Raw genomic sequence first — 17648 nt, 5'->3', positions numbered from 1 at the left:
CGGGGCCTGATCAGATCGTCCAGGAATTGGGATCGGGCATGGCTTCGCGCTTCTGCGCCTTGAGCAGGCTCATCACCGTGCGCACGATCACCCAGATCGAGACGGCCGGCAGGATCAGGAAGCCGATCAGCACGATCATCAGCACGACGCCCAGAATCCCGCCGACAAGGCCGATCCAGAACGTGTTGATGAGATACTGGTAGTGGGACAGTTCCCAATCGGCCTTGGCCTCGCCGCGCCACACGAAAGCAAGGACAACGCCAATGATGGCGGTCACCCCGGTCAGGAACGAGGCGAAGTAGAGAAGGCAGATTACGGTCGGGTTGTTGAGCTCGAAGCTCGAGTTCGAGGCTGCGGGCCTGTTTTCGCTGTCGTTCACGGGCTCTCTCCTTACCGAAGCCTCCGTAAGGTGACCTATCGGGCCGCGTGCCGCAAGTGCGCTCGCCGAGCGGTGTGGCGCACTTGCAGAATGGCCGCGCCTCAGACGAGCCCGAGGAAGAGCCCGGCGAGCGCCGCGCTCATCAGGTTCGAGAGGCTGCCTGCGGCCAACGCGCGTACGCCAAGACGGGCAATATGGGGGCGCTGGTTGGGCGCCAGGCTCCCCGTCACCGCCATCTGGATCGCGATCGAGGAGAAGTTGGCAAAGCCGCACAGCGCGAACGTGACGACCGCCACGGTGCGCGGCGAGAGACCGGCGTCGTTGCCCAGTTCGATGAAGGCGACGAACTCGTTGAGGACGATCTTGGTGCCGAACAGGCTGCCCGCCTGCATGGCCTCGGCCCAGTCGGGGGTGGCGAGCAGGTAGAAGACCGGGGCAAAGACATAGCCGATGAGGCCCTGGAAGGTGATGTCCGCAAAGCCGAAGAGCCCGGCCGCCCATCCGATGATGCCGTTGGCCAGCGCGATAAGGGCGACGAAGGCGAGCACCATCGCGCCCACCGCGACGGCGAGCTTCACGCCGGTCTGTGCGCCTTGCGAGGCAGCCATGATGATGTTGGCCGGGCGCTCTTCCTCGTGCTCGACGGGCTCGACCTCATCGATGTGGACGCCGGGCTGGTGGGTTACGTCATCGCGGTTGAGGGCGGCAGCGGTCATTCCCGCTGGCGGCGTCGCGCCCTCGTGGATGTCGAGCTGCGTGGCCTCGTCGTGGCGCGGGTCGGGCATGATCATCTTGGCCATGAAGATGCCGCCCGGCGCCGACATGAACGCGGCGGCGACCAGATAGTCGATGCGGATACCCATCGAGGCGTAGGCGGCCAGGATCGTGCCCGCGACACCGGCAAGCCCCACGCTCATCACGCAGAACAGCTGCGAGGGATTGAGGTTGGCAAGGTAGGGGCGGATCACCAGCGGGCTCTCGCTCTGCCCGACGAAGATGTTCGAGGCCGCGCACAGGCTTTCCACCTTGCTGATCCCGGTCACCTTCTCCAGCGCGCCGCCGATCCAGCGGATCACCAGCGGCATGATGCCCAGGTAATAGAGGACCGAGATCAGCGAGGCGAAGAAGATGATGACGGGAAGGGCCGAGATCGCAAAGCTCGCACCGCCGATTTCGGGGGCCGCGAGGGGGCCAAACAGGAAGTTGGTGCCCGCAGCGCGTAGCCCAGCAGGCTCTCCACGCCCAGCGCCGCGCCGCGCAGCAGGCGGTTGCCGAAGGGAATGTAGAGCACCAGCGCGGCAAAACCGGCCTGAAGCGCGAAGGCCGCTCCCACCACGCGCAGCCGGATTGCCCTGCGGTTGGTGGAAAGTAGAAATGCCACGGTCATGATGAGAACAATGCCGAGAAGGCTGTAGGCGACTTGCATTGAGCGGCGCTGCTCCGAAACGAGGGAAGATCGAGTAAACGCCGGAACCTAGAGGGCGATGTCCAATACGGCTAGTGCAATTGTCCAAGGCCGGTTAGAGCATCCCCATGCAGTCCCATGATCCCGCGTCCCTTTCGCTTCCGCGCTCCCTGTTCATCTTCTCGCTGCTGTACGGCGGGCTCGTGGTGCTGGCGGGCGTGCTCGGCACCAAGCTCGCCTCACTCGGGCAGTGGCCGGTGGTGGGCGAACTGGCGGTCGAATCGGGCATCTTCGCCTTCCTGTTCCTCGTCGTCCTGTCGAGCGCGGTGGCCGAACTGCACGGGCGATCCATTGCCAATCGCCTGATTCGTTATGGCTTCATTCCGCTCATCGTCTCGATGGTGCTGATCACGCTGGTCATCAACGTGGTGCCGCCCGCCGCGATGTGGGGGGACCAGGAAGCCTTCGCGCGGCTCCTGGGGCAGGGCGCGCGCATGCAGTTTGCAGGACTGGTCTCGTACGGCGTGTCGCAGACGCTCAACGTCTACCTTTTCTCGAAGCTGGCGGGCAATTCGCTGGGGCACGAGCGCGGCGCGGTGCTGCTGTTCCGGGCCTGGCTGGCGAGCATGCTCTCGCAGGCGGTCGACACCGTGCTGTTCATCTCGATCTCGTTCTTCGGCCAGGACCTCCCGCTGCTCGCGATCATGGAGGGGCAGATCATCTCCAAGCTGGTGCTCTCCACCATCATGGTGCCCCCGCTGATCCTCTTCTTCGTGCGCTTCGGGCAGTGGCTCGACCGACCGAAAACGGCCTGAGCAAAGCCACCTGCACACCAAGTGTTGCGTGTGCTTGACGAAAAAGGGCACAAAATACCTTCAATTCCGCGTCAGGGAAGCTAAAGCGGGCTCATGCCGAATCCTCATGATCCCGCCATGCTTGCGAAAGCCGAAACCCTCGTCGATGCGCTGCCCTACCTGCAGCGCTACGCTGGCCGTACCTTCGTGGTCAAATACGGCGGCCATGCGATGGGCGATCCCGAGCTTGCGCAGGACTTTGCCGAGGACATCGTTCTGCTCAAGGCCGTGGGTATCAATCCCGTCGTCGTGCATGGCGGTGGCCCGCAGATCGGGGCCATGCTGAAGAAGGTCGGCGTGGAGAGCCAGTTCGTCGACGGCCTTCGCGTGACCGACCGCGAAACCGCGCAGGTCGCCGAGATGGTTCTGTCGGGCGCGATCAACAAGGAGATCGTGGGCTGGATCGCGCGGGCCGGTGGCCGCGCGATGGGCATTTCCGGCAAGGACGGCAAGATGGTCACCGCGCGCAAGGTGCAGCGCACCAAGAAGGACCCGGACAGCCTGATCGAGAGGGTTCTGGACCTGGGCTTCGTGGGCGAGCCGGAAACGATCGACACGACGGTGATCGAATCGATCTCGGCCTCGGGCATGATCCCGGTGATCGCGCCGATCGCGGCGGGCGCGGACGGAGAGACCTACAACGTCAACGCTGACACCATGGCCGGATCGATTGCGGCGGCGCTGGGCGCGGCGCGGCTCTTCCTCCTCACCGACGTGCACGGCGTGCTCGACAAAGAGGGCGAACTGCTGACCGACCTTCGCCCCTCGGACATTGCCCGCCTGCAGGACGACGGCACGATTTCGGGGGGAATGATCCCCAAGCTGGAAACCTGCGTGCACGCGGTCGAAGCGGGCTGTGAGGCGGCGGTCGTCCTTGACGGGCGTGTCTCGCATGCCATGCTTCTGGAAATATTCACACAGGAAGGTGCAGGCACCTTGATCCGCACGGATCCTGCGGCCATCTGAAGATAACAACGGGCAAGAAAAGGCAAAAATCCACCGTCATGCGTACCCAGTTCGTCATCGCCGCCGCTGTGTGCAGTGCCGCCCTGCTGCTTGCGGGATGCGAATCGAATGCACCCGAAGCCATTCCGAGCGACGGTGCGACAGGCGTGGGTTCGGAACTTCTTGTCCCCGAGATGCTCCCCACCGATGCCGCGACCGGCGCGGTGAGCGGGGGCATCGCCAATGACCTCGACATGGAAGCGCTGACCGAGCGCCGCGACCCGGAACGCCTGCTGCGTTATTACACCAGCGCCATCCGCCTGGGCGACTGGATCGATGCGGCCAAGGCTGGAGCCTAGATGCGCAGATGAGCCCGGAAAAGCTGCGTGACGAATTTGGCGGCAAGGCCGGCCCCAAGATCGCGGTCGGCAAGGGGGACATCGCAGGCGCTGCAGGTTCGCTCTATTACGAGGCCCCGATCGTCGTCGATTTCGCCGACGGGCGCCCCTCGCGCCGGGGCACGATCGTGCTGCGCCGCGTGAACGATGTACCCGGTGCCAGCGAGGAGCAGCTCAACTGGCGCATCGAGCGCACCTCGACGCTGACCCAGTAAGGGCCTTCGGGGCCTCCTCTCGCTATCCCTTTGTCGATGCAGGATGGTTCATTGCAGAGCCACCCTTGCCGGAATCGGTCTGCCTCGGCTATCAGCGCGGCAACGCGTGACCGCGCGGGCGTTTCTGTCCGTGCGGGCACTGGCCAGTTCCAGCAGGAAAGGAGCAGGGCTTGCTCTTCTTAACGCTCTACCAGATCATCGATTACCTCGTTAACATCATCGTCTTCGTCGTGATCGTGCAGTTCGTGCTGGGACTGCTCATCGCCTTCAACGTCGTGAACATGCACAACCAGTTCGTGGCGACGATCTACCAGGCGCTGAACGCCATCCTCGAGCCCCTCCTGCGGCCGATCCGCAAGTTCATGCCCAACACCGGCGCGATCGATTTTTCGCCCATGGTGCTGATTATCGGGCTCACCATCCTCCAGATCATTCTCGCAAACCTGGCAAGGGCTTACGCATAACATGACCGCTCAGATCATTGACGGAAAGGCCTTCGCTGCGGGCCTGCGCGAACGTGTCGGCACGGTAGCTGCCGATTTCGAGGCGAAGGCTGGCCGCAAGGCGGGTCTCGCCGTGGTGGTGGTGGGGGAGGACCCGGCAAGCCAGGTCTACGTGCGCAACAAGGGCAAGCAGACAATCGCTTGCGGCATGGAAAGCTTCGAGCACAAGCTTGCCGCCGACACCAGCGAGGCGGATCTCCTTGCCGTGGTGGAGAAGCTCAACGCCGATTCGGCCGTGGACGGCATTCTCGTCCAGCTTCCGCTGCCCAGCCACATGAACGAGCAGAAGGTGATCGCGGCGATCAACCCGGACAAGGACGTCGATGGCTTCCACGTCGTCAACGTCGGTCGCCTGTCGACCGGCCTGCCCGGTTTCGTGCCCTGCACGCCGCTGGGCTGCGTGATGCTCCTCAAGGACCAGCTCGGCTCGCTTTCGGGCCTCGATGCGGTCGTGGTGGGACGCTCGAACATCGTGGGCAAGCCCATGGCCCAGCTTCTGATCGCGGAGAGCTGCACGGTCACCGTCGCGCACAGCCGCACCCAGGACCTGCCTGAGGTCGTGCGCCGCGCCGACATCGTGGTGGCTGCCGTGGGCCGTCCCGAAATGATCAAGGGCGAGTGGATCAAGCCGGGCGCAACCGTGATCGACGTGGGCATCAACCGTGTGGCTGGTGCCGAGGAAGGCAAGACCAGGCTGGTCGGCGACGTCGACTTCGGCTCGGCCAGCGAGGTCGCGGGGGCAATCACGCCGGTGCCGGGCGGGGTTGGTCCCATGACTATTGCGGTCCTCCTGCGCAACACCATCGTGGCCGCGCACCGCAACGCCGGTATCGCACTGGACGAGAGCACGATTTGAGCGCCGCGCGGCGCCTCCTGGCGCTGAGCGTCCTTTCGGCAGCGCTGCTCGCCACGCCGCCGCTGGGCGCGCGCGAGCGGCGCATGCCGGGCGGGCGCCCCGGTGCGGGCACGGCCAATCCCAGCGCGCTTGTCGCCGCCGAGATCGCGCTCAACCGGCGCGCTCGGGAGAAAGGCCGCTACGAGGCCATGCGCAAGTTCGCCGCCGACGAGGCCGTTCTCTTCGCGCCGACCCCGGTCCTCGCCGAGGATTGGCTGCGAGGCCAAGAGGAGCCTGCCGATGGCCTGAAGTGGGACCCGGCCGAAATCTGGATGAGCTGCGATGGCACGCTCGGCCTCACGCAGGGTGGCTGGACACGCGCGGACGGCAGCTTCGGGGCCTACGCCACGATCTGGAAGAAGCGCGAGAAGAAGTCGGAATACCGCTGGGTTCTCAACCTCCGCCTGCCCAGCGACGAGCCGGTCGCGGTTCCCGACTTCCTCACCGGCAAGGTGACCGACTGTCCCGCGCCTCAGCCCTGGAACGGGCCGGGGAAAAAGGCCGAGGACGAGATCAAGGTGACGGCGGACGGGCCACCCACGCAGGGTCGTTCGGACGACGGCACGCTGCGCTGGCGCTATGCGACGGCGCCTTCCGGAAAGACCGTGCTCACCGTTTCGCTTCTGACGGGCGGCGGGCTCAAGCAATTTGCGTTCGAGGCCGGGGCCCGGACAGGGGATACACGGCCATGATCGAATTGTTCATCAGCGCGTTCACCGCTTTCTTCGTGGTGATCGACCCGCTGGGCTGCGCGCCGATCTACGCAGGGCTCACGGCAGGGGCCAGTCGCCAGCAGGCGGTCAGCATGGCCGCGCGGGCCTGCGCCATTTCGGTGGCGATTCTCCTTGTCTTCGCGCTCTTCGGCAAACAGCTCCTGGGCGCGCTTCACATCGAACTCGACGCCTTCCGCATTGCAGGCGGCATCATGCTCTTCATGATCGCCATCGAGATGGTCTTCGAGAAGCGCACCCAGCGCCGTGAGGAACGCGCCGAGAAGATCATGGCACAGAACGCGGAAACGCCCGAGGTCGAGGACGTCTCGGTGTTCCCGATGGCGATGCCGATGATCGCAGGGCCCGGCTCGATCGCGACGATCATGCTGCTCATGTCGCGCGCGCAGGGCTCGGAGCAGACCTTCGCGGTGCTCGGCGCGATGCTGCTGGTGCTGGCTCTGACCTTCGCGGCGCTGGCGGCGGCAGGTCCCCTGATGCGCATTCTGGGTGAGAACGTGGAAGCGGTCATTACCCGTCTCCTGGGTGTCCTTCTGGCCGCGCTCGCCACCCAATACGTGATCGACGGGATCAACTCCGCGCTGCTGAGCTAGGAGGCATCTGTCCAGCAGTTCACCTGGCATTCATGCTAGGGGCCGTTTCCTGTCGTCTCCGCACGAGCGATGGGAGGTGCGCGATGCCCCGTCTGAACTGGCTTTCCTGCTTTGCTGCCCTGGCGCTTGTGCCGGGAGCGCAGGCCCACGCGGCCGACGCAGTGTCCGCCGATCCGGCCGCGCAGTCTGATGCCGAAGCCCCCACGACGGCGGAGCGGGTCGACCCCAATCACCGCGATCCCGCGACCAGGGGAACAGGCTACGACGTGCGGGTCTCGCTGCAGGTCCGCGAGACGCGGCGCGATATTCGCGCGATGCGGCGGGATGGCAGCATGAGCCGTGGGCAGGCAAAGGCCTTTCGCAAGCAGGCCAGCGTTGTGTCCGCCGCAAGCAATCGGGCACAGAGGCGGGCTGGCGGCATGAGCGCTTCGGAGGCGCGTGACATGGGTATGCAGGCGGCGATGCTCGACAGCCTCGTCAATGCCCCGATGGCGCAGGACGGTTCGGGGCGGCGCTGAGGCGCCGCGCTCACCGCCAGGGTCCGCGATCTACTGGAGAGTCGCGCCGTCTTCGTCGCTGTCGCCGTGCTTGCCATAGAACTGCATGAGCTGCACCAGCATCTCGCAGCGCTCGGCGAGGGACGGGGACTCGAGCAGGCCCTGCTTGGAGGCCGGATCGAAGGGGGCGATCTGCGAGACACCGTTGATCAGCGCCTGGTCATCGAGCCGGGAAACCTGCTCCCAGTCCACCGCATAGCCCTGCCGTTCGGCAAAGCGGCGCGCTTCGCGTTCGAACGAGGCGCGCTCGACGGGCGCAAGCACTTCATCGAGCGGTTCGGGAAGGAGCTCGGCTTCGATCTGGCGGAAGGGGGTCGTGACATTGAGCTCGCGCGTCATGCGGAACAGCCGCTCGCCTTCCAGGATGATGTTGTAGCGCCCGTCCTGCAACGCCTCGACCTCGCCGATACGCCCAAGGCACCCCACCTGAAACAGCGGGGCACCTTCGGTCGGGCGCTGGGGCTGAATCATGCCGATCATGCGGTCCCGGGCGAGCGCATCGCTCACCATCGCGCGGTAGCGCGGCTCGAAGATGTGCAGCGGCAGTTGCAGGTTGGGATAGAGCACCGCGCCGGAGAGGGGGAATATGGTGATGCGCGGCACGGTGTCGGTATCCTCTCTTGGGCTCAGCCGAACAGGATCGTCGAGAGCTTGCGGCGCGTTGCCGAAACCCACGGATCTTCCAGGCCGACCGCCTCGAAGATCTCGAGCAGCTTGGTACGTGCAGCGCTGTCGTTCCACTCGCGGTCGATTGCAACCATTTTCAGGAGCGTTTCGGCGGCAATATCGCGCTCGCCCGCGGCAAAGGCGGCGTTGGCGAACGCGAACTGCGCCTCCATGTCGGAGGGGTTGGTTTCCGCTGCACTGCGCAGGGCGGCGAGTTCGCTGTCATCGGGCTTGTCCTTGGCAAGCTCGAGGGCCTTGCGGGCGCGCTCGATCTGCGGGTCGCTGGAAAGCTCGACCGGAAGGGTCTCGAGCATCTGGGCCGCCTCTTCCAGGCGGTCTGCGGCCACCAGCGCGCGGATGAGACCGGACGCGGCCTCGGCGCTGTCGGGCACGACCTGGAGGATCTGCATGAAGACGCCCGCGGCTTGTTCGGCATCGCCCGCCGCTAGAGCCTCTTCGGCCATGGCAAGGTGGGGGGCAATATCGGGCTTGGGCGGCTGCCCGCCGGGCTGGACGGGAAGCTGTTCGAGCAGCTTGTCGAGCGTGGCCTTCAGCTGCGATTCGCTGCGCGCCTGCGTCAGGTCGGCCACCGGCTGTCCCTGGAACATCGCGTAGACGGTCGGGATCGAGCGGACCTGGAACTGCGAGGCGATGAACTGCTCTTCATCGACGTTGATCTTGGCGAGCACCACGCCCTTGTCGGCGTACTCGGCCGCGACCTTCTCGAGCACCGGGGTCAGCGCCTTGCAGGGGCCGCACCACTCCGCCCAGAAGTCGAGAATGACGAGCTGGGTCATCGAGGGTTCGGCAACCTCCTTGCGGAACCGCTCTGCTGCCTTCTGCTCTTCGATGTTCAGACCCATGCTGGCCACTGCACTGCTCCCGTCGGTCGCGATTTCAAGAGCGGCCTAGATCGACATTCTGGGGGCGTTTGTGAAGGGGGGAATGCGGGAAAGCGGCGGGAATCCGCAATTTGTATTTTTTCTTTCATTTTGCGCTTGCAGGGTCCGAAACCCACTGCTAATGGGCCGCCTCCACCCCGGAAGGGCGGCGCGGACATCCGCTTCCAACCTTCCGAACGGACGCCAGAGCGGGCGTAGCTCAGGGGTAGAGCACAACCTTGCCAAGGTTGGGGTCGAGGGTTCGAATCCCTTCGCCCGCTCCAGTTTCCATCGGTAGTGCAAGGGCACTCTTCCATGCAGGCATGGCAAGAGCGCGGAAGTATTGGCTTCGTCTTGCAAGGGGTTGGGCCGAAATACATTTTAGGGTCTTGCGGTGGTTTCGAAGCGCTGCTAATGGCCCGCCACCCCAGACACGATGGTGGTTCACCAGAGTGTTCCGGAAAAACGCCAGAGCGGGCGTAGCTCAGGGGTAGAGCACAACCTTGCCAAGGTTGGGGTCGAGGGTTCGAATCCCTTCGCCCGCTCCAGTTTTTACATGACATTGTCGGTATATCGCAGGACGCCGGGCATTTTGCTGCGGCGTTTTTCGTGTGTGCGGCGTTTGCAGCGCCTTGCGGCGGCGGGCTATTCGCCCGCCACCGTCATGCCGTCCACGCGGATCGTGGGTACGTTGATCGCGCGGTGCCATTCCAGGTCATTGGCCGGAGTGAGCTGGGCGTACATGGCCATGAGATTGCCCGCGACCGTCAGCTCCGAGATGGCGCCCGCAATCTGTCCGTCGATGATCCGGAAGCCCGAGGCCCCGCGGCTGTAGTCGCCTGTCACCCCGTTCACGCCCTGGCCGATCAGTTCGGTGACGTAGATGCCGTCCTTGATGTCGGCCATCAGCTCCTCGGGCGAAAGCGTGCCCGCAGACAGGTGAACGTTGCCGACCGAAACGGAGGGCGATCCGCCGCCCGCGCGCGCGGCATGGCCGGTCGGGGCGAGGCCAAGCTGGCGGGCCGAGGCGGTGTCGAGCAGCCAGCCCGTGACGCGCCCGTCCTCGACCAGCGTGGTGGGACGGGTGGCGAGCCCCTCGCCATCGAAGGGGCGCGAGCGAAGGCCGCGCTTGAGGTGCGGATTGTCGCCGATCTCGATGCCCGCTTTGAAGATGCGTTCTTCGATCCGGTCGAGGAGGAAGCTGGAGCGGCGGGTTATCGCGCTGCCCGACATTGCGCCCAGCAGGTGCCCGATGAGCGTGCCGCCCACGCGCGGGTCGAAGACGACCGGGAGCGGTCCGCTTCTGACGCGGCCCGGGTTGAGACGGCCGACGGCGCGGGTGCCGGCCAGTGTGCCGATCTCGGCGGCGGAAGGCAGGTCTTCGCGGTGGTGCGACTGGCGCCAGGCGTTGTCGCGCTGCTTGGCGTTGCCTTCGCCTGCGACGACCGAGACGCTGAGCGAATGGTTGGTCGAGGCATAGCTTCCGGCAAAGCCGTGGCTGGTGGTGAGCGCGAAGACGCCGCTGCCCGAATGGGCCGAGGCGCCGTCCGAATTGGTGACCCCGGCAACGGCGCGCGCGGCATCCTCGCCTTCCTCGGCCATCGTGCGCAGGGTCTGCGGGCTGAGTTCGCCGCTGTCGATCATGTCGAGATCGGGCCAGGGCGCCTGGCTCAGCAGTTCCTCGGGAGCGAGCCCGGCGTAGGCATCTTCCGGCGCGAGGCGCGCCATGCTGATCGCGCGTTCGGCCAGTTCGTCGAGCGCGGCGGGCGACATGTCGGAGGAGCCGATCGAGGCCGAGCGCTTGCCCGCGAAGACCCGCAGCGAGATATGCTCGCTTTCGGAACGCTCCACGTCCTCCAGGTTGCCGAGGCGTATCTGGATCCCTTCGGAGGCGTTCGCGGCGTAGATCGCATCGGCGGCGTCCGCTCCGGCGCGGCGGGCGCGCTCCACCAGATCCTGCGCGCGGTCCTGGGCCTGCTGCGGGCTAAGCATGTCGGTTCGTACTCCAATGGCTCGGGCGCGGTTGCGCCTTTGTCATCGGGAGTTAGTGCGCCCCTGCGCCAAGCGCAAATGAAGCTGAGCGATTGTACCCGAAAGCGGGAGGTTATCCGGTTTGGCGAAGAGCTCAGGCAAAGAGCAGGCCGAGCACCTTGAACAGGCCGGTGAGGGCAAAGGGCAGACCGATCGCGATCCCCCACAGGAGCAGGCAGTCACGGCGGCAGGCGGGCGCGAGCGCCGGATCGCGGGCCTCACGGTCGGTCAGGCTGTTCCAGCGCGCTTCGAAACGGCGGCAGGCCGGGATGATGGCCAGAACCAGCACGATCAACGCGAAATAGGGGAGCAGCGAACCTTCACCGGCCTTGAGTGCGCCAATGGTCACGAAGATCTGGAGCGCGGTATAGACGAGGAGGGCATAGGCGATGTGGTCGCTCATGCGGCGGCGCCAGTCGAGCGTGGCAGCAGGACGGCCACTGGCAGGGGCGGCCTCGTGGGCCTTGTGGTCGGGAAAGGCGGCGCTGGCCTTGGGGGAGTTGCTGTCCATTGGCTGAAAGCCCCATATGTCCTCGTGAGAGGCCAATTAGACCACTCTTGGCGCGGCGAATCAAGATTGCGGGAACTTTTCCAAGCTGGAAACGTGCCGCCTCGACATATTCGTGCGTTGGAAGGCACGCTGCGCGTATCGTCGGCCACAAACATGCACGAATCCTGCCATTTGCACGGCGACGGTCCAAAACCGCCCTTGCCGAGCCCCCGCGCTCCGCTTACATCCGGCAGGTAATGACTGCACCTACCGATCTGGACGCCGCCCCCGCGCAGGCGATGCGCGCCGAGGCCGCGGGCGATGGCCTCGAAGTGATCTCGATCGCCAAGAGCTACGACAAGCGCACGGTTCTCAGCGATATTTCCCTCTCGGTCGCCAAGGGCGAGGTTCTGGGCCTGCTGGGCCCGAACGGTGCGGGCAAGACCACCTGCTTCTATTCGATCATGGGACTGGTGAAGCCGGACTCCGGGCGAATCCTGATGGACGGCGTCGATGTGACGCGCCTGCCGATGTACCGCCGCGCGATCCTCGGTCTGGGCTACCTGCCGCAGGAAACCTCGATCTTCCGCGGCCTCACCGTGGAACAGAACATCGGCGCGGTGCTCGAGCTGAACGAGCCGGACCGCGACGTGCGCGCGAGCGAACTGGAACGCCTGCTCGACGAGTTCGGCCTGACTCGTCTGCGGGGAAGTCCGGCGATGGCGCTTTCGGGCGGCGAACGCCGCCGCGCCGAGATCGCCCGCGCTCTTGCCGCGAAGCCCTCGATCATGCTGCTGGACGAGCCGTTCGCCGGCATCGATCCGCTCTCGATCTCGGACATTCGCCACCTCGTCGCCGATCTCAAGACGCGCGGCATCGGTGTGCTGATCACCGACCATAACGTGCGCGAGACGCTCGACATCGTGGACCGCGCCTGCATCATCTATGGCGGGCAGGTCCTCTTTGCTGGTAGCCCCGAGGCGCTTGTCGCCGATGAGAACGTGCGCCGGCTCTACCTGGGTGAGGGTTTCACGCTGTGAGGCCCCTGCCAACAGGAACCTGATCCATGGCGTTGGGGCCAAGGCTGGACTTACGCCAGACCCAGTCGCTCGTCATGACGCCGCAGCTCCAGCAGGCGATCAAGCTGCTGGCGCTGTCCAATCTCGAAATCGAAGCTTTCATCGGCGATGCGCTCGACGCCAACCCGCTGCTCGACGTCGGCCGCGATCCCGCGCCTACGGGCGAGGATGGGGGGGGCTCTGCCGAGGCGGACGTGCGGCGCACTTCGCTTGAGCAATCGCCGGCCGACCGGCTGATTGGTGAGGGGCGCGGCGGCGAGGACAATCCTCTCGACATCGATACAGGTGCCATCGACCGTGATGTCGACACCGGCGATGGCGAGCGTCTGTCCCTGTCCGACGGCGTCGTGTCCGGTGCCGCGCCATCGGGCGAGGCTGACTGGGGCGCGGCGCTCGTCGGCAGCGTGGGCGAGGACGGCCCGGGCATCGACGAACGCGCGGGCGGCGAGGAGAGCCTCTTCGACCACCTCGATGCGCAGGTCGGCGCCGTCACCGGCGATCCGGTGCGGGCGGGCATCGCGCGCTATATCATCGGGCTTCTGGACGAGGCTGGCTACCTGCCGGTCCGCCTGGAGGACGTGGCGCACGATCTGGGGGCGGAGATGGACGAGGTCGAGCAGGGACTGGCCCTGGTGCAGTCGCTCGATCCGACCGGGGTGGGCGCGCGCAGCCTGTCCGAATGTATCGCGCTGCAGGCCATCGAGGCCGACCGCCACGATCCGTGCATGGCGCGCCTGATCGCCAATCTCGACCTTGTCGCGCGCGGTGACCTCACCCGGCTCAAGCGTATGTGCGGGGTGGACGATGAGGACATGGCCGACATGCTGGCCGAACTGCGTTCCTACGATCCCAAGCCGGGCCTGCGCTTTGGCGGGGAACCGGGCGGGGCGGTGACCCCGGACATCCTGGTCAGCGGGCGGGACGATGGGGGCTGGGATATCCGGCTCAACGAGGCGACCCTGCCGCGTCTGGTGGTCAACCGGGGGTACTACGTCGCGCTCAAGGGAAGCTGCGAGGACAAGACCTCGCGCGCCTGGCTCTCGGAGAAGCTGGGCGATGCGAACTGGCTGATCAAGGCGCTCGACCAGCGCCAGAAGACGATCCTCAAGGTCGCGAGCGAACTGGTGAAGCAGCAGGACGGCTTCTTCCGCAAGGGCGTCTCGCAACTGCGCCCGCTCACCTTGCGGGCCGTCGCCGAGGCGATCGGCATGCACGAATCGACGGTGAGCCGGGTCACTTCGGCCAAGTTCCTCAACTGCGCGCGCGGGACCTTCGAGCTCAAATACTTCTTCTCCTCGGGTGTCGCCTCGGCGAACGGGGAGGGCGGGGCGTCTGCCGAAGCGGTCAAGGCCGCGATCCGCCAGTTGATCGACGCGGAAGATCCCAAGGCGGTGCTCTCCGACGACACCCTCGTCGAACTTCTCAAGGAAAAGGGGTTCGAACTCGCCCGGCGCACCGTGGCGAAATACCGCGAGGCAATCGGCCTTGGCAGTTCGGTGCAGCGCCGCCGTCAGAAGAAGATCGCAGGCGCGGGCTGACGCGAATCCTGCGCTGACGCGTCCTTTGCAAAACGCCTTTCCCCAGCGCGCTGCGGGTAAGGATTGCCATTTGTGCATGACCCTGTCTAAACGGCGCAACGAAACGCCCCCACCCGGGCGGCTGACACCTGCCCCCTTCACCCGGATGGCGCCGTGCTGGAATGCGGCGCCTGTTCGGGAAGGGGGGCTCTTTCGCGCTCTTACCTAGGCGCCTCTTTCCACCTCCTTGACCGTCCTTGCCTAGCCTTCGCGGCGCGCCGCAGTTCCGGCGCCGAGGCCATGGGGGAGGCGCGCGCATGATACCCAAGACATTCCATTTCATCTGGGTAGGCGATGAAAGCCGTCGTCCGGACAACTGCATCGAGACCTGGCGCAAGGCGCATCCGGACTGGGGCTTTCGTCTCTGGGGCAACGCCGATCTCGACGGGCGCGCGTGGATCAACAAGCGCCACATGGACGCCATGCGCGAGCGCGAGTGGAACGGGGTTGCCGACATGCTGCGCTGGGAGATCCTCTACGAACACGGAGGGATCGTCTTCGATGCCGATTCGGTCTGCACCCGGCCGCTTGACGAGGACCTGCTCGATTGCCCGGCCTTTGCCTGCTGGGAAAGCGAGATCGCCCGGCCCGGCCTGATCGCGGCGGGTTACTTCGGCTGCCAGCAGGGCAATCCGTTCGTGAAGGGCATCATCGATGCCATCGCCGCGCAAGCCTCGGTCGTCGAGGACATGGCCTGGAAGACAGTCGGCCCACTGCGCCTGACCGAGGCTATCGCAGCTTTGGCTACACGCCCTTGCGCATCTACCCCAGCCATTACTTCATTCCGCGCCATTTCACCGGCGTGACCTACCAGGGCAACGACCCGGTCTACGCGCACCAGCTCTGGGGAACCACCGCGCGGCAGTACGACACGCTGCACACGGTGGATGTGAGCACGATCGGGCGCGAGGGCGGGCAGGAGGCGGCCCCCGAGGTGGCGGAGGCACCCGCAGCCGAGCCGGCACCTGCGTCTCCTGCGCCCGAGCCTGCTCCCGCTGCGCAGGCGCACGCCGATGCGTCCGCCGTGCCGCTGGGCGCGCCGACCTCCCCGCTGGAAAAGATCCATGCGCCCTACTTCCTCCAGTGCGTGCCGGTGGGATCGGAGCTGGCACGCCTGCCGCGCATGGACGTCTTTGCCAGCCTCCTCCAAGGGCAGCGGGTGCTCCACGTGGGCTGCGCGGACTGGCCGATCACCGATCCGGCAACCTCGCTACACGTCCGCTTGCAGGCGCACTGCGCGCACCTCGACGGGCTCGATCCGCATGGTGAGGCGCTCGAGCAGCTGCGCCCGCACGTGACCGGGGAGCTCTTCACCGACTTTGCGCAGGTTCACGCCAGTTACGATGTGGTCCTTGCCCCGGAAGTGATGGAGCATGTGCCCGACGTCGAACTGTTCCTGGCCCAGCTCGAGAGCGTCGATGCCAAGATGTACCTGATTTCGGTGCCCGACGCCTTCCAGTGCCGCGCGCGCCATTTCGATTACCAGGCCGAAACCGAGATATTCCTGGAGGGCGTCCATCCCGACCACAACGTCTGGTACACGCCCTACACCTTTGCCAACACGCTGCGAAAATACAGCCACCTCGACCTTCAGCGCATGTGGTTTTTCAATGGTATATCGCTGCTGGCCCTGCTCAGTCGACGCGAACTGGCGCAGGCCGCCTGACCGGGCGCTTGCCTCGATAGGGTCTGCCGCGTACCATGAGCGGACCAATACGCGTGAGGAGCCGCACCGCCGTGAACATCTGACACACAGCAATACACCCTGTCTGTCATTTTACCGTGCGAGTGCATCCCATGTCTTTTCTCACGCTGGACGGCGTGGCGTTCCGAACCCCGGAAGGCCGCGCTCTCTTCTCCGAACTTTCGCTTTCCATCGGCCGCGAGCGCATGGGCCTCGTCGGGCGCAACGGGTGCGGCAAGTCCACCCTGCTGGGCGCGATTGCCGAAGGGCGCAGCGCCTCGGCGGGGCACATCGTGCTTTCTGGAACTACGGGACTTCTGGCGCAGGACTGGCCAGGAGATTGGACCCTGGGCCACGTGCTCGGCGTGGCCGAACCGCTCGCCTGCCTTGCGCTTGTCCTCGCAGGAGAGGGGCGCGAAGAGGACTTCGCGGCGGCCGACTGGACACTGGAGGAGCGCCTCGCGGCGATTCTCGATCGGTTGGGTCTGCCGGGCCTTGCGCTGGAACGGCGGGTCGCCAGCCTGTCAGGCGGCGAGCGGACACGGGTAGGTCTTGCCCGGCTGCTGCTCGAAGCGCCCGATCTGCTCCTGCTGGACGAGCCGACCAACAATCTGGATGCCGCAGGACGCAATCTGGTGGCCCAGGTCCTTGCCGACTGGCCGGGCGGCGCACTTGTGGCCAGCCACGATCGTGCTCTGCTGGAGGGAATGGACCGGATCGTCGAGCTTGCGCCCACCGGCGTGCGCACGGTCACGGGCGGCTGGTCGCAGTTCGCCACGATCCGCGATGCCGAACGCGTGCGGGCCGAGGCCGAGCTGGAGCGCGCCGAGGCGGACCTGGGGCAGGTGCGCCGGGCGGCGCAGGCGCAGAAGGAGGCCAAGGCGACTCGCGACAAGGCTGGCCGCGCCTTTGCCGCAGGCGGCTCGCAGGCCAAGGTCCTGCTCGGGCGGCAGGCCGAGCGTGCGCAGAACAGCGGTGGGGCCCAGAGCCGTCAGGCCACGCGCCAGAGGGACGAGGCCGAGAACCGCCTTGCCCAGGCACGCGGGCAGGTGGAGGTGCGCGTTCCCGTGCGCATGGACGTGCCGTCCTCCGGTCTGCCTGCGAATGCGCAGGTCCTCTCGCTACAGGCGGTTACCCTCGTGCGGGAGGGAAGGGCGTTCGGGCCGTGGTCGCTCGACATCAAGGGGCCGCGCCGCATGGCTGTCATCGGACCCAACGGGGCGGGCAAGACAACTCTGCTGCGCCTCGCAGTGGGTGAACTGGCTCCGCAGACAGGTGGGGTCACGAGGGCGGAGGGGCGCGTGGCCTGGTTCGACCAGCACCTGGGACAGCTGGCGGGCGATGCGGATATCCTTGCCAACTACCGTCGCCTCAATCCGGGCGCGCAAGAGGAAAACGCGCGCGCGGCGCTCGCCCGCTTCGGCTTCCGGGGCGAGGCCTCACGCCAGTTGGTCGGCACGCTGTCCGGAGGCGAGCGCCTACGCGCCGGGCTCGCCTGCATACTGGGCGGAGCGAGGGCGCCCTGGCTTCTGGTCATGGACGAGCCGACCAACCACCTCGACATCGAATCGGTCGAACTGCTCGAAGATGCCTTGCGCGACTACGATGGGGCTCTCTTGGTGGTCAGCCACGACCGGGCGTTTCTCGAGGCCATAGGTATCGAGGAGCAGGTGGAAATAGGGAGATGATACAAGGGGCCATCGCCCCTTGACCCCAAAATGGGCAACCTCACCTTATTCAGCCAAGGCTGCGCGCGGGAGGTGAG

19 protein-coding genes, 2 tRNA genes and 1 pseudogene are annotated in these 17648 nt (G+C 66.0%); 16 read left to right on the top strand and 6 right to left on the bottom strand.

Annotation, left to right across the window (positions count from 1 at the left end):
- Positions 1-10 precede the first annotated feature (10 nt).
- Positions 11-379 carry a DUF4870 family protein gene (locus MBENS4_RS03805; protein WP_039388896.1) on the bottom strand — a complete coding sequence of 123 codons (369 nt, stop codon included), beginning with the start codon at positions 377-379 and terminating at the stop codon, positions 11-13.
- Between the two features lie 101 nt (positions 380-480).
- Positions 481-1805, bottom strand: a pseudogene (locus MBENS4_RS03800) (NupC/NupG family nucleoside CNT transporter).
- A 107-nt stretch (positions 1806-1912) separates the two neighbouring features.
- Between MBENS4_RS03800 and MBENS4_RS03795 the strand changes: the two are divergent.
- The 9 genes from MBENS4_RS03795 (at position 1913) to MBENS4_RS03760 (ending at position 7436) form a co-directional block, all read left to right on the top strand.
- Entirely contained in the window at positions 1913-2599 is a 687-nt protein-coding gene (locus tag MBENS4_RS03795; RefSeq protein ID WP_039388894.1) for a queuosine precursor transporter, read from the top strand.
- 93 nt (positions 2600-2692) lie between these two features.
- On the top strand, positions 2693-3604 hold the full coding sequence (gene argB / locus MBENS4_RS03790; protein WP_039388888.1) for an acetylglutamate kinase: 912 nt from the start codon (positions 2693-2695) through the stop codon (positions 3602-3604).
- Between the two features lie 38 nt (positions 3605-3642).
- A complete protein-coding gene (locus MBENS4_RS26370; protein ID WP_242404766.1) occupies positions 3643-3942 on the top strand; it encodes a hypothetical protein in 300 nt (99 codons plus the stop codon).
- A gap of 8 nt (positions 3943-3950) precedes the next feature.
- Positions 3951-4196 (top strand): hypothetical protein, encoded by a 246-nt coding sequence (locus tag MBENS4_RS26365; protein ID WP_242404765.1) that lies wholly within the window; start codon positions 3951-3953, stop codon positions 4194-4196.
- Positions 4197-4366: 170 nt separating this feature from the next.
- Entirely contained in the window at positions 4367-4660 is a 294-nt protein-coding gene (locus MBENS4_RS03780; protein WP_039388887.1) for a YggT family protein, read from the top strand.
- A gap of 1 nt (position 4661) precedes the next feature.
- Entirely contained in the window at positions 4662-5555 is an 894-nt protein-coding gene (gene folD, locus MBENS4_RS03775) for a bifunctional methylenetetrahydrofolate dehydrogenase/methenyltetrahydrofolate cyclohydrolase FolD (protein ID WP_039388886.1), read from the top strand.
- Positions 5552-6286: a hypothetical protein gene (locus MBENS4_RS03770; protein WP_052321986.1), complete on the top strand. Its 735-nt coding sequence runs from the start codon at positions 5552-5554 to the stop codon at positions 6284-6286. The genes folD and MBENS4_RS03770 overlap by 4 nt, the downstream gene beginning before the upstream one ends.
- Complete coding sequence (locus MBENS4_RS03765) at positions 6283-6918, top strand: MarC family protein (protein ID WP_039388885.1); 636 nt, start codon at positions 6283-6285, stop codon at positions 6916-6918. Before MBENS4_RS03770 ends, MBENS4_RS03765 begins: the two co-directional genes overlap by 4 nt.
- A gap of 83 nt (positions 6919-7001) precedes the next feature.
- On the top strand, positions 7002-7436 hold the full coding sequence (locus MBENS4_RS03760; protein WP_039388884.1) for a hypothetical protein: 435 nt from the start codon (positions 7002-7004) through the stop codon (positions 7434-7436).
- A 30-nt stretch (positions 7437-7466) separates the two neighbouring features.
- Here the strand turns inward: MBENS4_RS03760 and MBENS4_RS03755 are convergent, their stop codons facing one another.
- Together MBENS4_RS03755 and MBENS4_RS03750 are read right to left on the bottom strand one after the other, a co-directional pair.
- On the bottom strand, positions 7467-8078 hold the full coding sequence (locus tag MBENS4_RS03755) for an LON peptidase substrate-binding domain-containing protein (protein WP_039388883.1): 612 nt from the start codon (positions 8076-8078) through the stop codon (positions 7467-7469).
- 23 nt (positions 8079-8101) lie between these two features.
- Positions 8102-9004 (bottom strand): tetratricopeptide repeat protein, encoded by a 903-nt coding sequence (locus MBENS4_RS03750; protein WP_039388882.1) that lies wholly within the window; start codon positions 9002-9004, stop codon positions 8102-8104.
- A gap of 227 nt (positions 9005-9231) precedes the next feature.
- On the opposite strand from MBENS4_RS03750, the gene MBENS4_RS03745 reads away from it, so the two are divergent.
- A tRNA-Gly gene (locus MBENS4_RS03745) sits at positions 9232-9306 on the top strand.
- 189 nt (positions 9307-9495) lie between these two features.
- A tRNA-Gly gene (locus tag MBENS4_RS03740) sits at positions 9496-9570 on the top strand.
- A gap of 97 nt (positions 9571-9667) precedes the next feature.
- Here MBENS4_RS03740 and MBENS4_RS03735 read toward each other — a convergent pair.
- Positions 9668-11014: a TldD/PmbA family protein gene (locus MBENS4_RS03735; RefSeq protein WP_039388880.1), complete on the bottom strand. Its 1347-nt coding sequence runs from the start codon at positions 11012-11014 to the stop codon at positions 9668-9670.
- Between the two features lie 133 nt (positions 11015-11147).
- The gene (locus tag MBENS4_RS03730; RefSeq protein ID WP_242404764.1) at positions 11148-11564 is read right to left on the bottom strand and encodes a hypothetical protein; all 417 of its coding nucleotides are present in this window, start codon (positions 11562-11564) and stop codon (positions 11148-11150) included.
- Between the two features lie 236 nt (positions 11565-11800).
- Here MBENS4_RS03730 and lptB point away from each other — a divergent pair, with 236 nt between their 5' ends.
- The 5 genes from lptB (at position 11801) to MBENS4_RS03710 (ending at position 17571) form a co-directional block, all read left to right on the top strand.
- Positions 11801-12583, top strand: a complete 783-nt coding sequence (lptB, locus tag MBENS4_RS03725) for an LPS export ABC transporter ATP-binding protein (RefSeq protein ID WP_039388878.1) — start codon at positions 11801-11803, stop codon at positions 12581-12583.
- Positions 12584-12609: 26 nt separating this feature from the next.
- On the top strand, positions 12610-14160 hold the full coding sequence (gene rpoN / locus MBENS4_RS03720; RefSeq protein ID WP_039388876.1) for an RNA polymerase factor sigma-54: 1551 nt from the start codon (positions 12610-12612) through the stop codon (positions 14158-14160).
- 296 nt (positions 14161-14456) lie between these two features.
- Positions 14457-15005, top strand: coding sequence for a glycosyltransferase family 32 protein (locus MBENS4_RS26050; protein ID WP_199904336.1), 549 nt, complete (start codon positions 14457-14459; stop codon positions 15003-15005).
- Positions 14954-15865, top strand: a complete 912-nt coding sequence (locus MBENS4_RS26045; RefSeq protein ID WP_199904335.1) for a class I SAM-dependent methyltransferase — start codon at positions 14954-14956, stop codon at positions 15863-15865. Before MBENS4_RS26050 ends, MBENS4_RS26045 begins: the two co-directional genes overlap by 52 nt.
- A gap of 131 nt (positions 15866-15996) precedes the next feature.
- Positions 15997-17571 carry an ABC-F family ATP-binding cassette domain-containing protein gene (locus tag MBENS4_RS03710; protein WP_039388875.1) on the top strand — a complete coding sequence of 525 codons (1575 nt, stop codon included), beginning with the start codon at positions 15997-15999 and terminating at the stop codon, positions 17569-17571.
- Positions 17572-17648 lie beyond the last annotated feature (77 nt).

This window comes from Novosphingobium sp. MBES04 (assembly GCF_000813185.1).
Lineage (GTDB): Bacteria > Pseudomonadota > Alphaproteobacteria > Sphingomonadales > Sphingomonadaceae > Novosphingobium > Novosphingobium decolorationis.
Note: the sequence above shows the minus strand (reverse complement) of the source record. Positions and strands in the feature narration are given on the sequence as shown.

Coding starts and splice junctions, on each gene's coding strand:
- MBENS4_RS03795 (WP_039388894.1), top strand. CDS start 1,913: ATGCAGTCCCATGATCCCGCGTCCCTTTCGCTTCCGCGCTCCCTGTTC.
- argB (WP_039388888.1), top strand. CDS start 2,693: ATGCCGAATCCTCATGATCCCGCCATGCTTGCGAAAGCCGAAACCCTC.
- MBENS4_RS26370 (WP_242404766.1), top strand. CDS start 3,643: ATGCGTACCCAGTTCGTCATCGCCGCCGCTGTGTGCAGTGCCGCCCTG.
- MBENS4_RS26365 (WP_242404765.1), top strand. CDS start 3,951: ATGAGCCCGGAAAAGCTGCGTGACGAATTTGGCGGCAAGGCCGGCCCC.
- folD (WP_039388886.1), top strand. CDS start 4,662: ATGACCGCTCAGATCATTGACGGAAAGGCCTTCGCTGCGGGCCTGCGC.
- MBENS4_RS03765 (WP_039388885.1), top strand. CDS start 6,283: ATGATCGAATTGTTCATCAGCGCGTTCACCGCTTTCTTCGTGGTGATC.
- MBENS4_RS03760 (WP_039388884.1), top strand. CDS start 7,002: ATGCCCCGTCTGAACTGGCTTTCCTGCTTTGCTGCCCTGGCGCTTGTG.
- MBENS4_RS03750 (WP_039388882.1), bottom strand. CDS start 9,004: ATGGGTCTGAACATCGAAGAGCAGAAGGCAGCAGAGCGGTTCCGCAAG.
- MBENS4_RS03735 (WP_039388880.1), bottom strand. CDS start 11,014: ATGCTTAGCCCGCAGCAGGCCCAGGACCGCGCGCAGGATCTGGTGGAG.
- MBENS4_RS03730 (WP_242404764.1), bottom strand. CDS start 11,564: ATGGACAGCAACTCCCCCAAGGCCAGCGCCGCCTTTCCCGACCACAAG.
- lptB (WP_039388878.1), top strand. CDS start 11,801: ATGACTGCACCTACCGATCTGGACGCCGCCCCCGCGCAGGCGATGCGC.
- rpoN (WP_039388876.1), top strand. CDS start 12,610: ATGGCGTTGGGGCCAAGGCTGGACTTACGCCAGACCCAGTCGCTCGTC.
- MBENS4_RS26050 (WP_199904336.1), top strand. CDS start 14,457: ATGATACCCAAGACATTCCATTTCATCTGGGTAGGCGATGAAAGCCGT.
- MBENS4_RS03710 (WP_039388875.1), top strand. CDS start 15,997: ATGTCTTTTCTCACGCTGGACGGCGTGGCGTTCCGAACCCCGGAAGGC.